Origin of the sequence: Gleimia europaea ACS-120-V-Col10b (assembly GCF_000411155.1) — a bacterium.
Taxonomy (GTDB): domain Bacteria; phylum Actinomycetota; class Actinomycetes; order Actinomycetales; family Actinomycetaceae; genus Gleimia; species Gleimia europaea_B.
The window spans coordinates 40,156-56,816 of sequence record NZ_KE150267.1 but is presented as its reverse complement, the minus strand read 5'-3'; the positions used below and the strand labels follow the sequence as shown (position 1 = coordinate 56,816).

Below are 16,661 nucleotides of genomic sequence, written 5' to 3'. Positions count from 1 at the left end.
CGTGCAGCCGGGCTAGGCCGTGTGTAGTTTTTGTTGTGCCTGTTCAAAACCGAGGGTAACTACGTCCTCGATCGCGTCCGCCGCCAAACGCACAGTGACAGCCCATTCGTCCAGGTCTTTCTTAGGAAAATCTGAAAGCACGAACGCAGCGGCGTCCATTCGTCCCGGTGGGCGTCCTACGCCAAACCGTAACCGGTTGTAATCCTTCGTACCGATCGACTGCGAAATGGAGCGTAGCCCGTTGTGTCCGCCCTCGCCGCCACCTCGTTTAAGGCGAAGAGTGTGCGGCTCGATGTCGAGTTCATCGTGCACAACCAGCAGATGATCGGGCTTTACCCCGTAAAACTGCATTAGCTTCGATACCGCATGGCCCGACAGGTTCATGTATGAGTCAGGATATGCAAGAATCGCGGCCGGGCCCGGCCTTCCTCCGGGCAGCATCCCAATGCGCGCATTCGCCACGTATGCTCCAGCGCGGTGTTTGCTAAACGATGCGCCGGCATAGTCAGCTACCGCATGGAGCACAATGCGGCCTGCGTTGTGCAGATTATTTTCGTACTTGGATCCCGGATTCCCCAGGCCAACAATGAGCCACTGATTCGCTGTTTCTTGCACGCCTCCACTCTACCAACTTGAAAAGAAGCGGATATGAAAGAGGTGGCGGGGCTTTACAAATGATCTGCCCCTGCCACCTCTGTTTCGCTAGGTGTTAGCTACGCTTTATGCGTGAAGCCCTGGTTGCCGCGATACCTACAGCTCCGAGGCCAGCCATTAGCGTGACCAGGCCGGCAATGCCAGCGCCCGTCTTGGCTAGTGGCTTGGCGAGCGGTTTGCTTGTGTTCTTGTTGCACTTGTCGTTCAGCATTGCCGTCCAAGACCACTCGGTCTTAGCATCTGGTGCGAACTTGAAGCCATCTACCGGCTCGGCCTTGACCGTGATCGTCTTGCCGTAGGGGTAGACGAACTTGCCCTCAGCGGTAGCCTTGAGTTCCTTACCGTCAACCGTGGCCGTGTACTCCACGCCCTGCATTTCCTTCACCGTCGCGTACGGTTTTGCTGTGCACGAGGATAGATCCGATGCTGAAGGGTTAATGAACTCCGGCGAAACCGGGGTTACAACCTTGTTGTCACCGGGAACCTCACCAGGAGCACCTGACTCAGACGGGGCCGGAGTAGGCTCAGCCTCGCTCGGCTTAGTTTGCTCTGGCTCAGTCGGCTGGGTTTGTTCCGGCTCAGTCGGTTCGGTCTGTTCCGGCTCGGTCGGCTTGGTTGGCTCAGTCTGTTCCGGTTCCGTCGGCTTGGTCGGCTCAGTCTGTTCCGGATCGTCCGGCTCAGGAACGGGGATTGCGAACGTAAGAGTCAGAGCCTCAGCCGTTGCTGCGGCTTCCAAATCCGGACCATTCTTAGCCTTCACTTCAAGCTCGGGAAGTTCCACCTTACCGGCGGCCAACTGCTCCTCAGTTAAAGGCTCAGTAGTAGACCACGTGGTGCTTTCACCCGGAAGCACGCGGGCCAGAGCGGGGCCAACATCCGTAAGCGCAACGTTGCCTGTGTTCGTAGCTGTAGTAGTAATCTTTACGAACCTCTCAACATCCCCAGCGGCATCTTCCTCGTTGAATGTCGCGCTAGCAGCCTCTGCCGTATTCTCAACGCCCGTTGCCTCCTCATCAACTGGAATGCCATTCTCGTCAACGATCATCGCGGTGCGCGTGACAGAAAGTGCAGGCTGACGCTTCTTCAGTTCAACGAGGTCAGAAACTACGGTTACGCTAGCCGTTTCAAGCCCGGAAGAGCTCATCTCCCACCTGCTCACCGGCTGAGCGAAACCATTCTCAACATCTTCTTGACTAATGATGTACTTGGGCGTACCACAGTTGTACGCTCCCTCAGGGGGAAGATTACGCCAACGGCAGTTGCCCGGACCGTCTGGAAGCAGCGGATTGAAGTTCTTTCCTTCAACCGGAATCACAGTGGTAACAACCGGAGATTGGGACTCCACCCGAAAGGTGTACGAAAGCGCTTCACCTACAGTGAAGGGGTTCTCCTCAACGTTTCGTTCCGGGCCAGTCATAGTGGACGTAACATTGAACTTTAGCTTCGGAGCATTCGCATTAGAAACCTTGACCAACAGGTCGCCGCGCACGCGAACGTCACCAGCCGTAAGCACCACATCGCCTCGCGTTTCAACAGCCGGCATGTTGTCTGCAACGTTTAGCTTTAGCGTGATATCAGCTTCCTCACCCGGTGCGATTGGGTGAAGTGCAACAGGCTCTGCGGTGATACCGTTAGCAAACTCAACGGTGGCGTTACCAGCAGGCAGTGGGCGCGTATCATCGTTGCGCACAGTGATGGTGATCTCTGTAGTATTTCCGGCTTCTGCCTCCACCTTCTTTTCATCTGGGAAGGTCATACAGAACGGCTTGAGCCACTCATCATCGATCGTGCCGTAACGAATCTGATTGGCCTTGCCTTCATAGACGAGGCCGAAACGCCCGTCTGCCAGCGCAACCATGTCAGAATACGAGGTCTCGCCCGTTTGGAACCTCTTTGCTACCGGCCAAGTCACGCCATTATCGCAGGAGTAGCGCACGGTGCCGTTCGTGCGGCTAGTTGCGTTAGCGTTAGAGAACAGCAGCTCTTTTGATGCCATCGAACCATCAAACACGTTTGGATTCTTCCGAATAATCGAAGCGTTGTTACGAGGATCCAGAAGCGTATTATCAAGAACTGGGTCAGACCAGGTTTGACCGCCATCTTCGGAGTAGCTGATCCAACGGCCAAAACCCTCGCCGAACTGGCGCGAGTTCATCATGAGACGGCCATCGGAGAGTTCCACGACCTTGTTCTCATCCATCCTGGAACCAACGGGCGTACCCATTTGCCAGGTGTCTCCGTGATCATCGGAGTACACGGAGTAGGCGCGAACAGATCCGTCGCTAAACTTGCCAACAAACTGTTGCACCAGACGCCCCTTGTAAGCGCCGCTCTTAATCTGAATACCGTGGCCAGAGGTGGCAAACTGTCCGGTAATTTCCGCTGGTTTTACCACGTTGGTGATGAGGCGATGCTCCCAGGTTGCACCATTGTCAGCAGACTTGGAAACTTCCGCGCTAATAACGTTACGGTCGTTATCATCGTTGCCGAGGCGAGAGCCCCAAAAGCCTTGATTCTTGGAGAAGACATGGAAGTTAAACAGAAGTTCCTTTTCCTCGTCATAAACGTAGGAGGGATCGGAATAACCAAGGATTGGGTAGGTTTCTTTACCGGCGCGGATCGCGGTTTGCGGCTCCCAGGAAGCCCCGCCATCCGTTGAACGCCGTTGCATGATGCTGTTTGGCCCCGGAGCGTCAGCTGACGTTGGACGCCCATCATAGGAGATCAAGATATCTCCGTTGCTCATCTGCACGATGGCGGGAATACGGTAGTTTGTAAACCCACCTACACCATTGGTTGCGATTACCTGTTCCCCCGCCAAAGCCTCAACCGGCGGAGTCGCGAAAGCCTGACCAACGCCGGTCAGGGCAATAGCTAGCGTGCACACAGATGCACCGAAAGTCGTTGTCCTCATCTTTGAAAACATGCTTCTCCTATGAACATTACGAACACACCCCATTAGGTCTGTTGTCAGACAAGCCTAACGCAACGTTCAGCTCTTTCGAAGGTTTTCCAAGATTTAATACAAGAATTCGAAAAAACGACCTCAGTGCATCCAGCGCCCCTTTTCGCTAAGGACTTTTCCTAGTTAGCCGGAGCCGAGGGCCTTGCGTGCAGGAAGTGTGGCTGATTGAAGTCTTCCTTCGCGAAACGTTTAGTGATCTCATCCATGATCGCACTTGCCTGATGCTTTCGAACCAGTGCGATCGCTGAGCCGCCAAATCCGCCGCCCGTCATGCGCGCCCCTACAGCCCCATACTCCAAAGCAGTTTCCACTGCGATGTCCAGTTCCGGAACTGTAACCTCGTAATCGGCGCGTAGCGATTCATGTGAGGCGGTCATAAGCGAACCAATCAGCCCTAAACGTTCATCTGTCAAAGCCCCGTCCTCAAGTAGCTCAACGAAGTCGAGCGTGCGCGCCGTTTCGGTAATGACATGGCGAGCGCGCTTCTGTTCCTCCTCGTTGAGCGCAGACAGATCCGTATCCCGGGTAAGGCTAGCGAGGTATTCCACGCCGAGCTTTTTTGCGGCGACCTCGCACGTTCCGCGACGGTTCGCATACTGGCCGTCTGCCAGGCGGTGCGGCGCCCGCGTGTCGATAACCAGCATCTCCAGACCAACGGATTCAAGATCGAAAGGAATGTGCCGAATAGAGGCATCTTTTGAATCCAGAAGGATCACTGCCCCGGCGCGGCACCGCATCGACGCGGCCTGATCCATGCCGCCAGTTGGAGCGCCAGCTATCTCGTTCTCAGCACTAATGCAGGCATCAACAAGTTCTTTGCGCCCCTTCGTGGTAGTCATCATCGAAATCCAGTTGTCCGTCTGCGCCATTAGCGCATCCCAAGCCACGGCAACAGCACATTCAAGCGCCGCAGAAGATGAAAGTCCCGCGCCAAATGGCACGCACGAATCGATTGCGAGATCAAGTCCCGGCATCTTGCCCCTCCCCTGTTGTTCGAGGGCCCAGGCCACGCCCACCACGTATGCCGGCCAGCCTTCAACAGGGTTCTTGGAATCGTGCGTATCAACTTCGTCAAGGTTCACCTCGCGCACGCCCTCCTCCTGTGCAGACACGAGGCGAACAATGCGGTCATCACGTTGACTTACCGCAGCATAGGTGCGGTGTGGCAGGGCCATGGGGAGAGCAAAACCACCGTTGTAGTCGGTGTGCTCACCAATCACATTCACGCGGCCAGGCGCCGAGTGGAGGGCCTCGGGGCTGTAACCGTAGGCGCTCTCGAAAAGCTCCGTAGCCTTACGCGTGCCCTCTTCGAGAGTCCATGACTCCATCACAATGTTGCTCATTTTTCGTAGACCTCTCGCAGACGATCTGCTATTTTCTCTGGCGTAGTGTCAGAAATCCACGCTCCCATGCCCGATTCGGAACCACCCAGGTACTTGAGTTTGCCGGGTGCGCGTTGGATCGAATGTAGCTGCATGTGCAGTCGCATGAGTTCGCGCTCCTCCCCCACGGGCGCCTGGTGCCAAGACATCACGTACGGGATTTCCAAGTAGGTCTTTTGGCCACCTTCCTCAATCTCGAAGAACTTGTTTCCCGCTTTCAGCATGCGGAGGTAAAGGTGGGCAAGCTCCTCGCGCTCCTCATCGGTCAGCTCGTACAGCGCTTTGACGTCGCGTTTGGGCATCAGATGCATTTCAATAGGCCATCGTGACGCTGCGGGCACGTACAGCACCCAATGTTCGCTTTCATCAACAATTCGGCGGCCGCTACGTAACTCGGCGGCAAGAACGTCGTTAAACAGGTCGCCACCCGTATTCTCGCGGTACTGCCTCGCCTGGCGGATCATGCTCGCCGTTCGTGGCGTGATGTAGGGGTAGGCATAGATCTGCCCGTGCGGGTGATGAAGGGTCACGCCGATCGCTTCGCCGTGGTTCTCAAAGCAGAAGACCTGTTTAATACCCTCTATCCGTTCGAGCTCCCGGGTGCGATCCGCCCAGGCTTCGATAACTGTGCGCATACGGCTCGGCCCCATATCCACGAGATTACGATTGAGGTCAGGGCCAAAACAGATAACTTCACAGCGGCCCGCAGCTGGCGCTACCTTCCACACGCTCTGCCCGTCCAGGTCACTAACCTCCACGGGTTCGCCCGGAATCTGCATGAGGGAGGGGAAACGGTTTTCAAACACTACAACGTCGTAGTCAGTATCAGGAATCTCTCCATCCTGATAGGCGGCACCCGGACGTGCCGGCGCGAGCGGATTCGCATCCGCCGGGGGTAGGAACGTGCGGTTCATACGGTGTGTGGCAATAACCACCCACTCACCAGTAAGCGGATCCAGGCGCATCGTTGGCCCGGTTACCGGCTTCTCGTTTCCGTCTTCATCTTTGACCGGTGCAAACCTGTTTTGCAGAGGCCTTGGATCATCCAACCGGCGAGTCTTTTCACCACTCACGTAAGGTTCTGAATCATCGAAATAGAAAAAGTCGCGACCATCAGCAAGCTTCGTAGCGGTCTTGCGAACGCGAGCAGCCATCAGTACTCCCAACCATACTTTCGGATTTATTTGCCTCCTAAAAGCCTACCTTCCAACAGGCTTTTCTGACGCTGTTCTTTGAGCTGTCTTTTCCTTTGCATTTGCCTACCAGGTATAGGTATTGCCATCATTTCAAGATATTCAGCGGCTTACCCGCACCCGTCCTCGCCCACAAAAATGAATAAGCCCATACGGTTGTGATAGTAATGATCCGTAAACAGGCGACTACGCGAGGCAAGGAATAAGCATGTACCTTCCCCCCTGCGGCCCCGATGAGGAACTCATCGGCATACTGGTAGCAGTTCCACAGCCGCTTGCAGACGAGATTGACGAGCTTCGCACCCGCCTCAACTTCGATACCGCGACTAGTACCGCACCGCACATCACCCTGGTGCCGCCCACGCCCGTGAAACAAGCTGACCGCGAGCGCATCATGAATCAGCTGGGCGAAGTCGCTGCGAAGCACGCGCCTTTCCGAATTTGCCTGCAGGGAGCGGGTTCGTTCCGTCCGGTGTCTGCGGTAGCGTTCATTAACGTTGTTGTTGGCGGCGCGGCTTTGGCCGTCCTCGAGGATGAGATTCGCGTTGCCACCGGCCTTGCGCCGGCGCGTTTTCCTTTCCACCCGCATGTGACCCTCGCCCACGTTGACCACGAAGAAACGTTGAGTGAGGCTGAGAGGCTTGCCGAGGGGTTTAAGGCCGAGTGGGTTGCCAGCGGGTTTAGGCTGGACCGCGTGGGCGCTGACGGCGTGTACCACTCCCAGGCGCTGTTTAGTTTTACTGCCGGCTAAATTCGGCGGCACGCACGGGCCGCGTGAGCGATTGGGCACATAACCGCAGTGGTAAGTGGATTTGGAAAAGCCGCGCGGCGTATTTTCGGGTAGTTTCAAGCTGTAGACGATTCCGCGCTGGATAGGACAAACAAAATATGGCGAAATCCGTGCTTGATCAGCCAGTAGAAGTTTTGGCACCCAGAGCTCCCGACGCTCCAAACCTTTACGGCCCTACTTTGCAAGAAGTGAAAGAGGCCAGCGGAATAGTGGCCAAAGTTAAGGGGCTCCTAGATTGGTACAACCATTCGCGGGTGGGGCGAGGCATGCGACGCTACACGCTGAAGCGCGGCAATCTTTTGGCAGGCGGCGTCTCTTACACCTCACTATTTTCCATTGCGGCTGCGCTGACCGTTGGCTGGACGATTTTCATGTACTTCCTGGGGGGCAATGATGAACTTCGCGAGGCCGTGTTACATTCCCTCGAGTCGGCAATGCCCGGCCTTATCGACGCTGGCGACGGCACCGGCATGATCGACCCGGATTCGCTTATTCAAACCAATATTTGGTCACTCACCGGCATTGTGGGCCTGTTGGTGTTGGTGTTTTCCGCCTCGAAAACCATGGACGCGCTGAAAATGTCCCTATGGTCAATGTTTGGAATCGTGCGCTTGCCAAGTAGTGCGATAGCAATCAAGATCCGGGACCTATTTGGATTCGCAATCCTCGGTATTGGAGTGGTGGCTACCGCTGCACTCGGCATTTTGATGAACACAGTTGGATCCTGGTTTATCGAGGCGTTGAGTATTGAGGGTGGCGCAGGACGCGCCCTTTTGAACTTGGCCACTCTCCTCGCGGCATTTATTGTGGATACACTCCTCGTAGTTGCTTTGGTGCGTGTCACTGCGGGCGTTCGCGTTCCTAGTCGCGACCTGTGGATTGGTGCGGGCGTTGCGGGCGTGGGCTCAGCAATCTTGCGTTACCTGGGCACAAGCGCGGTTGGTTCCGTGGCAGACAACCCGCTTCTGGCCGCTTCAGCAGCACTGGTCACCCTCATGCTGTGGGTAAACCTCATAGTGCGAATCCTCCTCATGGTTGCCGCGTGGATGGCAAACCCGTTCTACGCGGAGTTCCCGCAGGATCCGAACTACGTGCATGGCGATGGCACACCTAACTACGTCACCATGACAGAGCCGGATACCCTAGATTGGCCGCACAATCCCCTCACGGGAGACATAGCGTTCGATCCGCGTGAAAACCCGGAGTCTTACGAAACCGTCCTCATAGATGAAGTTTGGCATTCACCACGCGCCAAGTGGTTGCGTGCCCGCATTGAAAGTTCAGAGACGAAAGCACAAAAATACCGCGATGAGCTTTTAACTATGGGGCGGCGCCAACAGGTGGGCGAAAAGTAGGGCCCGCCACGGCACGAACCAAATAGGATCGCGTAAAAATGGACGCGCTGAGTTTTGAAAGTGAAACAATGACCTTCTCTCTAGCTTCGATCAACGTTAACGGGATTCGCGCTGCAGTTAAGCGCGGCATGAAAGATTCCCTCGCCGCCACAGCCCCCGATGTGATTGCACTGCAAGAAGTGCGCGCGACAAACGCGATCACCGATGGCCTGCTGGAAGATTGGGAGCTTATCAACTTCGAGTGCGAGATCAAAGGCCGCGCGGGTGTAACCATCGGGGTTCGCCGTGACTCGCACGTGAAACTCCTGGCTAAGACCGCGCGCTTTGGCGCCCACCCGCAGCAGGACGAGGCACTCGCGGTAGACACGGGTCGTTGGCTTGAAGTGGACGTGCAAGATGGGGATCAGACTGTGCGTATCGTCTCCGCGTACCTGCACTCGGGTGAAGTGGGAACGGAGAAGATGGATCAGAAGTATGCTCACCTCGACCTCGTTACGACCCGCATGAGCGAACTACAAGAACTTTCAAACGTGATTATCACGGGTGACCTCAACATCGTTCACACCGAGCTCGACATTAAGAACTGGAAGGGCAACCACAACAAGACAGCCGGCGTCCTCGACTCCGAAATCGCATACGTGGACCGTTGGATTGATTCGGGCTGGGTTGACGTAACGCGCCAGCTAACTGGCCCCGTCCAGGGGCCCTACACGTGGTGGTCTTACCGGGGTAAGGCATTCGACAATGATGCGGGTTGGCGTATCGACTACCACCTGGCCACCCCCGCTATGGCTGAGCGCGCTAAGAGCGTGCACGTAGACCGCGCGCCCGACTACGCCTCCCGGTACTCAGATCACGCTCCCCTGCGCATCATTTACAGCTAAGCGTCTAAGCTACGCATGAAAAAGTCGCCCCGCTTAGGGCGACTTTTTGTTTGGATTTACGAGGGCGCTACTTCCGCTACACCTAACAGCTAGAGCCTTTCAGCAGCCTCAACGACGTTGGCGAGCAAGAGCGCGCGGGTCATGGGCCCCACTCCCCCCGGGTTCGGAGACAGCGCCAAGGCAACCTCATCGACGCCATCCGCAACGTCACCGGCCAGACGTGCCTTGCCATCAACCTCGACGCGGGAGACTCCCACGTCAAGAACCACCGCACCCGGTTTCACCATGTCCGGGGTAATGATGCCCGCGGCACCGGTGGCGGCCACCACCACGTCGGCGCTCCGAACCTTACTGGCCAGGTCTCGCGTACCCGTGTGGCAGAGCGTGACGGTCGCGTTCACATATTTGCGGGTCAGCAAAAGGCCGATGGAGCGGCCCACGGTTACGCCGCGTCCCACCACAACCACGTCTTTCCCTGCCAGATCGATACCGGCCCGTTCCACGAGTTCGATAACAGCGCGCGGTGTACACGGTAGCGGCGAATCTATCTCTTCCGATACGCGAAGCACCAGGCGCCCCAGATTCATTGGGTGCAGGCCGTCCGCGTCTTTCGCCGGGTCAATTGCCTCCAAAATCCGGTTAGTGTCCACACCATTGGGTAGCGGTAGCTGCACGATATAGCCCGTACACGCATCGTCAGTGTTCAAGCGCTCAACGGCTGCCAGAATGTCAGCCTCCGTAGATTCACCGGGCAGATCCACGCGGATGGATTCGATCCCCACTTCCTGACAGTCGCGATGCTTGCCCGCAACGTAGGTATGCGAGGCGGGGTCATCACCCACCAGGATTGTGCCAAGCCCAGGCACAACTCCTCGAGCGCGCAGAGCTTCGACTCGTTCACGTAGTTCAGTTTTGATTTGCGAGGCGGTAGCTTTGCCGTCTAGGACTCTAGCTTTGCCTTCCCAGGGCGCCCTCACTTATCGAGACCTTCGTATAGTGGGAACGCGTCAGTAAGCGCCTTGACGCGGGCACGTAGGCCATCCACGTCCACGTCACCGCCCGACGCGCCCTGCACGAGGGTGGTAGCGATGATGTCCGCGACCTCCTCGAACTCCTTGGGGCCAAAGCCACGGGTAGCGAGTGCGGGTGTGCCAATACGCAGGCCCGAAGTGACTCGCGGCGGGCGCGGATCGAACGGCACAGCGTTACGGTTCACGGTAATACCAACCGCGTGTAGAAGGTCCTCACCCTGCTGTCCATCCAGCTTCGAATCACGCATATCAACGAGAACTAGGTGTACGTCGGTTCCACCGGTAACTAGTGAAATGCCGGCGTTCTTAACGTCTTCTTGGAGCAGCCGATCCGCGAGGATCTTCGCGCCTTCAAGCGTGCGTTGCTGACGCTCTTTAAACTCCTCGCTCTGTGCAATCTTCATAGCAACCGCCTTTGCGGCAATTACGTGCATGAGTGGGCCGCCCTGTTGTCCAGGGAACACCGCCGAGTTGATCTTTTTCCCGAGCTCCGCATCGCGCGACATGATCATGCCCGAACGCGGTCCGCCAATGGTCTTGTGCACCGTGGTGGATACAACGTCTGCAAACGGAACGGGGTTCGGGTGCAGTCCGGCAGCGACGAGGCCGGCGAAGTGCGCCATGTCTACCCACAGGTATGCTCCAACCTCGTCGGCAATTTCGCGGAACTTCGCGAAGTCGAGGACGCGCGGGTAAGCGGACCAGCCGGCGATGATTACCTTGGGCTGCACCTCGAGGGCGATCTGGCGAACCTCGTCCATCTCTATACGCATGGTCTCTTGGTTGACGTGGTAGAAGTGCGGCTCGTAAAGACGGCCCGAGAAGTTAATCTTCATGCCGTGAGTGAGGTGACCGCCGTGGTCGAGCGACAGGCCCAGAATACGGTCACCGGGCTGGGCTATGGCGGCGAGCACTGCCGCATTTGCCTGCGAGCCCGCGTGCGGCTGCACGTTCACGTAAGCGGCGCCAAATACCTCTTTCGCCCGCTCAATCGCGAGGTTTTCTGCGACGTCTACAAACTCGCAACCCCCGTAGTAGCGGCGGCCAGGATAACCTTCCGCATACTTGTTGGTGAGAACGGAACCCTGCGCTTCCAAAACTGCCTTGGGCACAAAGTTCTCCGAAGCGATCATTTCTAGGGTTTCGCGCTGGCGCCCCAGTTCATCATCAAGAACTTTTTGGATCTGTGGATCCACCCGCGCTAGGGACTGCAAGAGTTGAGATGTTGCCATGAGTTCTCCTATTTAGGTTTGTCTTCCAAACACCAAGTGTTTTGATGATCCTTGACCCAGGCGGGCGGCCGTTGAACCAGAAAGACGCTCCCCGGTGGTGGTCCACCTGCGCCAGTCGCGTCGTTTCAAACATAGCGCAAAACAGGCCTGGCCGGGGTACCCGTCCTATTTTCGAACACATTTGCACACAGCTATTTTGCTCCCGAGGGCGCGGCTACTCCAATGGTTCAAATCTGCGGCACAAGGAGGGCACTGCCGCCTACATCACCTTGGTTTTTTCGATCTCTTTGGTCATTTTGTCGATGCTGCCAGCAATAGCATGGCGGAACACGAGCCCAATGAGCAGGTTGGGAACGATGAATAGCAAGATCATTGCAAGGTTTTGTACAAAATCGCCCGCGTAAATGCCGGCCACTGCCGAACGCATCAGGTTGATCGCGTACGTTGCGGGCAACCACGGGCTGATGTTTTGGAACCACCGGGGCAACAGTTCAAGAGGGTAAGCGCCCCCAGCAGCAGAAATCTGGAGTACAAGCAAAACAACAGCTATTGCCTTGCCCCCATTGGAAAGCGATATCACGAGCGTGTAGACGATATTTGTAAAGACGGTGGAAATCACCCATCCCGCTAACATCAGTAGGAACGGGTGCGCGGGTTCAATCTCTACAATCACGATCAGGCCGCCCATCAGCAAGGTTGATTGAGCCATGCCGATCAGCCAGAACATGACGTAGCGCCCCAGGTATTCTTGCGCTCCGGTAAATACCGGTTTGCGGGCGTGCTTAACTGTTTTCTTCGGCTTCCGCCCCGAACGATCCTTATGTTCGCCCTCATCGTCCGCTTCGACCTCGCCAACCTCCTCAACCTGGCCAGGTTCTTGAGGCGTCTCAACTGCTTCGACCTCTTCACTGCTACGTTCAACGCTTTCCAAGTAGCGTTTACCTACGTTCTTAGACACGTCCGTGCGCAAGAACACGCCAGCTAGTAGCGCTCCTACCCACAGCGCGATCACGGTGAACAGCGGCGCTATGCCCACGCCAAAAGACGCCACCGGGAACACAGGAGTGCGTTGCACGGCTACGGGCGATGACAGCAAACGAGCAAAGCCCTGCGGATCAGTGCCTAGTGCTTTGGCGATTTCATTCGTATCGCCCCCTGAGCGGGCCTCGCGAACCTGCTGATTGGCATCGTTCAGACGTTTAACGCTTTCGCGCATGCTCTGCGCTGTTGTTGCAAGCGAGTCATGCGCTCGGCTCATGCCCGCGATGAGGCCTCCTGCACTATCTGACAGGTCCGATTGCACCACCTGCATGTGCGAACGGAAAATCGCCGCATCTTCTCCAGCCGATTCCAGGTTAGCTCGCAAACTGTCGATTTGCGGCTGCAGGTTTTTTGAGAAGCTATCGTGGGCTGCGCTAATAGCTCCCGTTGCTTCTGCAATGGCCTTGCGCGCTGCCTCGCGTGAACCTGAATCGCTAGACCTTCCTGCGCGCAAGTCTTTTGCGATCTGGCTGAGGCGGTCCGAAAGGCTTTGCTGGCGTGCAATCGCCGTATCAAGATCAGCAATCAGCTGGTCGCCTTCCGGCCCAAGAATTCGAGCGACCTCATCTCGAGTCTGTTTGAAACCCTCGATCTGTTTATCGAGCATTACCCGTAGCTGGTCAACTGCCTCCGCACTGCTTTGCGCGGTTGCATCAGCGGAGTTAAGCAATGTATCCAGGCGAGATTCCACTTTTTCAATATTAGAAGCGGCCTGATCCAAAGAGTCACTTAAGCCGGCAGAAATCGTGCCGAATGGATCCGCCGCTCCACTGCCCTTGTTGAGCGAAGAGCCAGTTGCCTGATCGAAAGAATCCTGCACCCCCGCAGCCAGATCGTTTACTCCAGTGGCAAGCGGGATCGTTGAACCAATCAGTGCAGACAACGAATCTACCGTGTCCGCGCCCGCACTCAACTGCGCGGACAGCGACTCCAGGCGGTTCCCCAGCCGATCCAACGCAGCCTGCGTCTCTGCATCATCCAGATACGTAGCAACGTCCTCGGCCATACCAACCGCCACCTCCGCTAATGCTTGCGAAAACGTCGTGTTGATCTGCGCGGTTACTCCCTGCGCTCCCTGCGTGGTGAGGTTTGCGGACAGCGGATTCTTCTTCTCATTGGTGTACAGCGTGATGTTGGCGGGTTTCGCCCCGCCCGCGTAAAACGTGAACATCGAAGTTGAAAAGTCTTCGGGTAGCACAATCGCCGCGTAATATTCGCCCGAGCGAGTGCCTTCCAATGCTCTGTCCTCACTGGTTAGCACCCAGTCAAGCTGGTCGTTAGTAGCAAGCTCTTTCATCACAATGTTGCCCACGTTCACCTTCACGCGTAGCACGTCGCTGGTATACCCCTTATCCGTGCTGGCCACCGCGATTTGGAGGCGATCAGAGTTAGCGAACGGGTCCCACGTTGCAAGCACGTTAAACCACGTGAAAAACAGGGGGACGGTAATGAGGATGACCACGAAGATCTTGGTCATTACCGAAGAGTTGATCTGACGCAGGTCATCGCGCGCAATAAACAGGGCCTGTTTCATTGGCGCGCCTCGCTTTCGGCCCGTTCCCGCTCCGCCTCGCTACGAGGCCGCGCCAGGCTGTCAAAAAGCTCATCTTCACTGAGGTGAGAGAGGTCGTTTGCGCGTTGCAAGGAACTTCGCAACCCCTCGGTGGCAACGAGGGCACCTATGATTACCAGGCCCCAAACGGCGACAAGGCCAAGCAGTGCTGATTTACTTGCAGCGGTCAGACTCGAAACCAGGCTGAGCGCAACGAATCCAAGGACGCCCACAACGGATAGACCGTTGATCAGCACGCGGTAATGCGAGTTGAATCGTTCTTGCCGGTAGGCAATCCGGTTAGAAAACTCCTTGCGGTTTGATAGAAGCGCAATGATGTTGCTGAGCCGGTAGACCGTTCCTTGCAATTGTACGTCTTCGTTAACTACCAGCTCAGTGCGAGCTAGTTCGTTGTAGAACAACTGCGTGAAGTAGCCCAGGTGACGCCGCCCCAGGAAGCCAAGAAGTAACGCCGACGTGCTCATGAGTAGCGGGATCGCCATGAGACGCCAGTAGTGCCCAGCGTAAAACCCACCAATCGTTTCTCGCATGGCGTCGATACCGTAAGAAAATGGTAGCAGTGGATACAGGCCACGGAAGAAGCCGGGCATGAGTTCGATGGGGTAAATGCCGGAGGCTCCCGGAATCTGCAAGACCACTAGCAGGATCGCTAGCGCGCGTCCCACGTGACTAAGCGCCGCAGCAAGCGCATAGATTATGGCGAAGTAGATCGGGCCAATCAGCGTGGCGGTTGCAATGAAAGCCAGAACGTTGGCTGTTTGCACGCCAATCATGAGGCTACCCACACTCACTATCAGCCCCTGCGCCATAGACAGCGCACCTGAAAGCATGAACCGACCCATGTACGCCGATCTCAAGGGAAGCCAGTCAAATCCTTCCTTATCAACTTCCACGCGGAAGATGATTACGAGGATGAGCCCACCAATCCACATCGAAAGGTTGATAAACAGAGCGGCCATTCCCGAACCGTACGAATTAACTTGAAAGACGGGTTGCTGGTCAAACTCCACGGGTGAAGCCAGGTAGCGTCCGATATTCTGCGCGTCCAGACCAATCACGGTTTGGAGCGTCCCCGTTTGGATGGCGGCGGCGAGTGTAGCCACGTCGGTTTGGGCAACTCGAACAGATCCTGCGAGTCCGCCCAGGTTCCCTTTAGCCTGTGCGAGTACCCCTTGGGTGGCACCGATTTGTTCTTCCACCCCATCAACGAGGGAGAACACCTGGGTTAGCGAAGCCCGCGTGGTAGTTATGGCTGAGTCAACGCCGCCCAGGCGTGCAGAAAGGTCAGTTACCTGTGTGGTCAGCTTGCTGACGGCCTCTCCGGCTAGATTTTGAGTCTGGTTAGTAACATCCTGGGTGGCTGCGATTGCGTCATTAAAAGATTTGACCAGCTCATCGAGATCCTTGGTGGCTGTGGCCGCATCCTTACCAGACTGGCTCACCTTGTTCAGCAGGTCTTGGGCATCATCAAGACGGGAGTTCAATTCCTGCGCCGCGTCTTGGGCGGCCGGGATTTGTTCAAGAATCTTCACGCGTTCGCGCACCGCGTCGAGCGAAGCATTTGCCCGCTCAATACCGCCTTGAAGTTGCGGTTGCATTTCGTTTAGCCGGGCCGTGGTATTCGACACCGCCGCTGATGCCGAAGCAGAAGACTGGTTTAACGCTTGCTGAGCGCTCGCGCTGGCTTTCCCCGCAGAGACGGCAAAATCTTGCGCATCAGATACTACGGTTTCCAAAACGGCCCGCGAGTCAGCTAGTGCCTCAGAAATATCAGCAAGGGCCGGATCGGCGGCCGCGAGCGCACTGCGCACATTCCCCATAGTTTGTAGCGAATCGGTTAGGGACACGCTGGCTGCGTCGAGGGTTGCCTGCGCCTGTCCCAGGTCTTCCTCAACGCCTCCTAAAGCGCCGAGCGCACTACTTTCTGCACTGTTGATGTTTGCAGAGACTTTGAGACTCCCGTCGCGCATGCCCTGCACGATAGCTTGCCCCACTTGCTCGCGAAATGTTGAGGTGATTTGAATGTCGAGTTCGTTGGCACCCGCGTCAGTTATTTTGGGCGCGATGGCGCCCTTCTTCTCGTTTACTAGATACTCGATTGTGGGCTGGTTACGTTCCCCAGAGAAAATCTCAACGAGGTCTTCGCTAAAGCTAGGGGGGATAACGAACGTGGCGTACACGTCGCCAGCTCTGATCCGGTCTGTAGCTACGGATTCGTCAAGGAATTGCCAGCCGAGCTGATCGTTGTGCGACAGTTCTTCAACTATCAGATCGCCAACATTGATTTTGCCGGTGAGCGCGGAGTTGGTTCCCTCATCGTTATTTACCACTGCAATCGGCAGATTGCCTGTAGCGGTGTACGGGTTCCAAAACGCCAGAATGTTGAGCCACGAATACAGCGCTGGCATGACGAGGATGCCGATCACGATTATGAGGGAGCGGGGGACAGCAAGAATGCGCTTGATGTCCCTGATGAATACCCGCCAGCTATCGTTCATCCACCCAATAATAGCCCGGCATCATTTGCGTTGCCGTTTGCAATTGCGTCTATTGGCTCACCC

At 56.4% G+C, this 16,661-nt stretch carries 11 protein-coding genes and 1 riboswitch; of the genes, 3 read left to right on the top strand and 8 right to left on the bottom strand.

From position 1 onward, the window contains the following. Positions 1-12: 12 nt before the first annotated feature. The 4 genes from pth to galT all read right to left on the bottom strand — a co-directional run bounded on the left by pth (position 13) and on the right by galT (position 6,155). Positions 13-615: an aminoacyl-tRNA hydrolase gene (pth, locus tag HMPREF9238_RS07325; RefSeq protein WP_016444822.1), complete on the bottom strand. Its 603-nt coding sequence runs from the start codon at positions 613-615 to the stop codon at positions 13-15. A 94-nt stretch (positions 616-709) separates the two neighbouring features. Continuing rightward, a complete protein-coding gene (locus tag HMPREF9238_RS07320; RefSeq protein WP_016444821.1) occupies positions 710-3,580 on the bottom strand; it encodes an exo-alpha-sialidase in 2,871 nt (956 codons plus the stop codon). Positions 3,581-3,738: 158 nt separating this feature from the next. Continuing rightward, complete coding sequence (gene galK / locus HMPREF9238_RS07315) at positions 3,739-4,962, bottom strand: galactokinase (protein ID WP_016444820.1); 1,224 nt, start codon at positions 4,960-4,962, stop codon at positions 3,739-3,741. Continuing rightward, entirely contained in the window at positions 4,959-6,155 is a 1,197-nt protein-coding gene (galT, locus tag HMPREF9238_RS07310; RefSeq protein ID WP_016444819.1) for a galactose-1-phosphate uridylyltransferase, read from the bottom strand. Before galT ends, galK begins: the two co-directional genes overlap by 4 nt. Before the next feature lie 247 nt (positions 6,156-6,402). Here galT and HMPREF9238_RS07305 point away from each other — a divergent pair, with 247 nt between their 5' ends. The 3 genes from HMPREF9238_RS07305 (at position 6,403) to HMPREF9238_RS07295 (ending at position 9,223) form a co-directional block, all read left to right on the top strand. Continuing rightward, a complete protein-coding gene (locus tag HMPREF9238_RS07305; RefSeq protein ID WP_016444818.1) occupies positions 6,403-6,945 on the top strand; it encodes a 2'-5' RNA ligase family protein in 543 nt (180 codons plus the stop codon). 149 nt (positions 6,946-7,094) lie between these two features. Beyond that, on the top strand, positions 7,095-8,339 hold the full coding sequence (locus HMPREF9238_RS07300; RefSeq protein ID WP_198009504.1) for a YihY/virulence factor BrkB family protein: 1,245 nt from the start codon (positions 7,095-7,097) through the stop codon (positions 8,337-8,339). A gap of 68 nt (positions 8,340-8,407) precedes the next feature. Next, positions 8,408-9,223 (top strand): exodeoxyribonuclease III, encoded by an 816-nt coding sequence (locus HMPREF9238_RS07295; protein ID WP_040316836.1) that lies wholly within the window; start codon positions 8,408-8,410, stop codon positions 9,221-9,223. A gap of 89 nt (positions 9,224-9,312) precedes the next feature. Here the strand turns inward: HMPREF9238_RS07295 and HMPREF9238_RS07290 are convergent, their stop codons facing one another. The 4 genes from HMPREF9238_RS07290 to HMPREF9238_RS07275 all read right to left on the bottom strand — a co-directional run bounded on the left by HMPREF9238_RS07290 (position 9,313) and on the right by HMPREF9238_RS07275 (position 16,598). Beyond that, positions 9,313-10,200 (bottom strand): bifunctional methylenetetrahydrofolate dehydrogenase/methenyltetrahydrofolate cyclohydrolase, encoded by an 888-nt coding sequence (locus HMPREF9238_RS07290; RefSeq protein WP_016444815.1) that lies wholly within the window; start codon positions 10,198-10,200, stop codon positions 9,313-9,315. Beyond that, complete coding sequence (gene glyA, locus HMPREF9238_RS07285) at positions 10,197-11,486, bottom strand: serine hydroxymethyltransferase (RefSeq protein ID WP_016444814.1); 1,290 nt, start codon at positions 11,484-11,486, stop codon at positions 10,197-10,199. Before glyA ends, HMPREF9238_RS07290 begins: the two co-directional genes overlap by 4 nt. A 47-nt stretch (positions 11,487-11,533) precedes the next feature. Continuing rightward, positions 11,534-11,615: riboswitch (ZMP/ZTP riboswitch) on the bottom strand. A gap of 130 nt (positions 11,616-11,745) precedes the next feature. Further along, positions 11,746-14,061 carry a YhgE/Pip domain-containing protein gene (locus tag HMPREF9238_RS07280; RefSeq protein ID WP_016444813.1) on the bottom strand — a complete coding sequence of 772 codons (2,316 nt, stop codon included), beginning with the start codon at positions 14,059-14,061 and terminating at the stop codon, positions 11,746-11,748. Continuing rightward, positions 14,058-16,598 carry a YhgE/Pip domain-containing protein gene (locus HMPREF9238_RS07275; RefSeq protein WP_016444812.1) on the bottom strand — a complete coding sequence of 847 codons (2,541 nt, stop codon included), beginning with the start codon at positions 16,596-16,598 and terminating at the stop codon, positions 14,058-14,060. Before HMPREF9238_RS07275 ends, HMPREF9238_RS07280 begins: the two co-directional genes overlap by 4 nt. Between the last annotated feature and the right edge of the window lie 63 nt (positions 16,599-16,661).

Excerpts from the sequence above, each read along its gene's own strand:
- HMPREF9238_RS07320 (WP_016444821.1), bottom strand. The coding sequence starts at position 3,580 with ATGTTTTCAAAGATGAGGACAACGACTTTCGGTGCATCTGTGTGCACG.
- galT (WP_016444819.1), bottom strand. The coding sequence starts at position 6,155 with ATGGCTGCTCGCGTTCGCAAGACCGCTACGAAGCTTGCTGATGGTCGC.
- HMPREF9238_RS07305 (WP_016444818.1), top strand. The coding sequence starts at position 6,403 with ATGTACCTTCCCCCCTGCGGCCCCGATGAGGAACTCATCGGCATACTG.
- galK (WP_016444820.1), bottom strand. The coding sequence starts at position 4,962 with ATGAGCAACATTGTGATGGAGTCATGGACTCTCGAAGAGGGCACGCGT.
- HMPREF9238_RS07295 (WP_040316836.1), top strand. The coding sequence starts at position 8,408 with ATGACCTTCTCTCTAGCTTCGATCAACGTTAACGGGATTCGCGCTGCA.
- HMPREF9238_RS07275 (WP_016444812.1), bottom strand. The coding sequence starts at position 16,598 with ATGAACGATAGCTGGCGGGTATTCATCAGGGACATCAAGCGCATTCTT.
- glyA (WP_016444814.1), bottom strand. The coding sequence starts at position 11,486 with ATGGCAACATCTCAACTCTTGCAGTCCCTAGCGCGGGTGGATCCACAG.
- HMPREF9238_RS07280 (WP_016444813.1), bottom strand. The coding sequence starts at position 14,061 with ATGAAACAGGCCCTGTTTATTGCGCGCGATGACCTGCGTCAGATCAAC.